Raw genomic sequence first — 3,178 nt, forward strand, 5'->3', positions numbered from 1 at the left:
CCCATGCGCACCGTGATGCTGGCGTAGCCGAAAGCGTCCAGCGCGTTGCGTGCTTGCCCTGCCTGCCGCGCTTCCTGCCTGGCACGGCGGGCGCCCTGCAAATGCACGCCCATGCGTGCCATCACTTCCTTGGGCTTGATCGGTTTGGTAACGTAGTCCACCCCTCCGGCTTCCAGGGCCGCCACGAGGTACTCGGTTTCCGTGAGACCGGTCATGAAAATAATGGGGATGTGCGCCGTTTCAGCCATGGCCTTCAGGCGCTTGGCAACCTCAAAGCCATCCATCCCGGGCATCATGGCGTCTAGCAAAACGATGTCGGGCAAAGCCTGCAACGCACGCTGCAGCGCAGCCTCGCCACTGGTGGCCACAAGGACGGTATAGCCCGATTCATCGAGCGCATCGTGCAGGACCGACAGGTTGTCGGGCACGTCGTCCACAATCAGCACGATATCGCTGTTGGCCCGGTCCAGTGTGCGGTCCAGCTTTCGATCCAGCGTTGGTCCGTCGTCAAGCACGCTGCTCATGGCCCGTCTCCTTGTTGGCTAGCTGGCGGCCCATGGCTTCAAACTGAAATTGCCGCGCCAGCACGCGCATTTCGTCCACAAAGGCCGCGGCCTCCGGCCGCTGCCTTTCAATCTCTGCCAGGTTGTTCATGATGCCCCGGTAAAACCCGAGATTGACGACCTCGAGCAGGGCCGCGAGTTGGGACGCATCGGGCAGTACACGCGGTGGCACGGCCTGGACAACAGAGTCGCCGTCATCCGCAGCAAGGTCATAGCGCCACTTGATGGCCAGCCGCCGTTCAAGCCAGTCGATCAGTTCGGTATGGCGCACCGGTTTGAGGATGAAGTCCTCGGGAAGGATGCCGGCATCGTTCTCGGCGCCCTTGTCGAATGCGTTGGCGGAAACAATGGCGAGATGAATGTCCTCGTGCCCTGACGCACGCACACGGCGCAGGGTTTCCCAGCCATCGATCCCCGGCATGGCCAGGTCCATGAAGATCACGTCGGGCCGGTACCCGCTGGCCAGCAGGTCCATGCAATCGTGACCGCTGGCGGCGGTACGCAATTCAAATCCCATGGGCTCAAGCAGTTGTACCAGCAGTTCACGGTCAGGCTCTTCGTTGTCGACCACCAGCAGCTTGCGGCGAACCCCGTCATAGCCGCGCGGCTGGCGCCTGGCTGGTTTGGTGGCGGCATCCTTGACGGCTCCTGCAGCCACGTGCACTTCGGGCAAAAACAGCCGGATGCGGAAAATCGAGCCTTCGCCCGGGGTGCTGACCACCGTCATCTCGCCACCCATCAGGTCGGTCAGCATCTTGGCAATCGTCAAACCCAAACCGGCGCCCGGTGTGCCTTCCGCGCTTTGGCCGGCTGTAGCCCCGCGTGCAAAGGGCTCAAAAATCTGCGCCAACTCCGCCTCACCCATGCCCGGGCCGGTATCTTCGATGTCGATGTAGGCCATCTCGCGCGCATGGCGCAACCTGAAAATTACCTGGCCCTGCGCCGTGAACTTGATGGCGTTGCCCAGCAAATTGATGAGAATCTGCCGAACGCGTTTCTCATCGGCCCGCACCAGCTCCGGCAGATGACCGCTGGTCTCAAAGCGGAACCCGAGACCCTTGGCGGCGGCCTGCAGCTCGAACATGCCGGCCATCTCGTGCACACAGTCGGCGAAATGCATGGGCTTGACATTCAGCGTGAGCTTGCCCGCCTCGATGCGGGCAATATCGAGCGTTCCCTCGATCAGCGAGAGCAGGTGTTCGCCCCCGCGCTTGATGACGCTGACCGCCTGTTTGCGGTGCGGCGGTATGGCGTTGTCTTCACCCATCAGCTGCGCGTAACCCAGGATGCTGTTGAGCGGCGTGCGCAATTCGTGGCTGATGGCGCTGATATAGCGGCTTTTCGCCTGGTTGGCCTGGTCGGCATGGCGGCGGGCCTCTTCGGCCACCAGCTTGGCCTGTTGCAGCGCTTCGTCTGTTTGCCGGTGCGACTCGATCTCGCGCATCAGCAAATGGGTCTGGCGGTTCGATTCTTCCTGGGCCACCTGGCGGCTTTTGTGCGCCAGCACCAGCCACCAGGCAACAAGGCCGGCAATGACCAGCAAGGCCATGTACGCCTTCATGAAACCTGAACGCAAAGCCGGCTCAGAGGGTTCGATGTCCGCCAGCGCGCTGATTTCCTGGTGGTAAAGCAGGCCGAACACGCTGGCCAGCAGCGGCACGATGATGAGCATGAGCAGCAGGAAATGGCCCAGGCCCGTATCCAGGTAAGGCCAGATGCGGCGCGGCAGCAGCCAGCGCAGCGCACCGGACCACTGCGCCGACAGGCTGGCGTGCGGCTTGCACAGGTCGCCGCAGCGCGCGTCCAGCGTGCAGCACAGCGAGCAGATGGGCCCCTGGTAGGCGGGGCAGTGTGCCATGTCCGGGCCTTCGTAGGCGCGTTCACAAATCACACACTGCTGCGTTGCATAGCGCTTGTAGGAACCGTCGGAAGAAGTCGCTCCGGAGCTGCGCGCAATGTAGTAACGGCCCCGGGTCGCCCAGGCGATCAGGGGCGCGGCCACAAATGCGGTGCCCATGGCGATCACCGCGGAAAAAGCCCGCGCCGTTTCGCCGTAAAGCCCCAGATGCGCTGTAACCGACAACAGCGAAGCCAGCGCCATGGCGCCCACACCGACCGGGTTGATGTCGTACAGGTGGGCCCGTTTGAATTCAATGCCTTTGGGAGAAAGGCCCAATGGTTTGTTGACGACCAGGTCGGCGACGACAGCCATCACCCAGGCGATGGCGATGTTCGAATACAGCCCCAACACGTCGCCCAGCGCCTGGAACACATTCATCTCCATCAGCATGAAGGCAATGAGCGTGTTGAACACCACCCAGACCACCCGCCCGGGGTGGCTGTGCGTGATGCGCGAGAAAAAATTCGACCACGCCAGCGAACCGGCGTACGCGTTGGTCACATTGATCTTGAGCTGAGACACCACCACGAACAGCGCCGTGGCCGCCACCGCCATGCCGTAATTCGGAAAGACATACTCGTAGGCCGCAAGGTACATCTGGTTGGGGTCTACCGCCCGGTCCAGCGGGACCATGTTGGAGATGGCCAGATAGGCTAGCAAAGCGCCGCCCAGCATTTTCACCACGCCGAGTAGCACCCAGCCTGGTCCCCCCACC

Annotated in this window: 2 protein-coding genes; both read right to left on the reverse strand. The window is 62.6% G+C overall.

The window, feature by feature from the left end; genetic code table 11:
• Positions 1–524: response regulator (locus tag AC1DWI_RS17645; protein WP_477725324.1), on the reverse strand; the 524-nt coding region annotated here is incomplete at its 3' end.
• The coding region (locus tag AC1DWI_RS17650) for a hybrid sensor histidine kinase/response regulator (RefSeq protein WP_477725325.1) at positions 508–3,178 on the reverse strand (2,671 nt) is incomplete at its 5' end. The genes AC1DWI_RS17650 and AC1DWI_RS17645, both read right to left, overlap by 17 nt.

It is taken from the genome of Polaromonas sp. P3_C2 (assembly GCF_056402675.1).